Source organism: Brucella grignonensis (genome assembly GCF_002252505.1).
GTDB classification, from domain to species: domain Bacteria; phylum Pseudomonadota; class Alphaproteobacteria; order Rhizobiales; family Rhizobiaceae; genus Brucella; species Brucella grignonensis.
The window spans coordinates 1-368 of record NZ_NNRL01000029.1 but is presented as its reverse complement, the minus strand read 5'-3'; the positions used below and the strand labels follow the sequence as shown (position 1 = coordinate 368).

The window sequence follows — 368 nt, the reverse complement described above, 5'->3', positions numbered from 1 at the left end:
ATCCGAGCTGGCCCGCCTGACCGCCGCTGCCGAAAAGTCACCCAAGGATATAACCCGTCTGGTGCGTTCTCTGGACGCAACGGTCAGAGCGGAGTTCGCAGCCGTCAGCAAAGCGCTCGACGAGAGGTTCGGGCCGAATGCGGTTGGACGTGCGCAGGCAAACGTCATCGATCGGGTGCCGGCGGCGCAGCGCAAGGTCTTCGAGGCCATGCAGCCCGGCCTCAAGGTGCTGCAGAATGCCGTTCGCGCCGACAAGGCCCAGGACATCATCGCCGAGCGCCAGATGCGGGCGCTCAAACAGACCAAGGGCATCACGAGATAGCGGAAGGGATAGGACAATGACCGAACCGACAACAACGTTCGACGCG

Annotated in this window: 1 protein-coding gene; it reads left to right on the top strand. The window is 63.3% G+C overall.

Annotated elements, in window-relative coordinates; genetic code table 11:
* Window positions 1-322 (top strand): hypothetical protein (locus CEV33_RS00305; RefSeq protein WP_141211516.1); only part of this gene is annotated, 322 nt, incomplete at its 5' end.
* Between the last annotated feature and the right edge of the window lie 46 nt (window positions 323-368).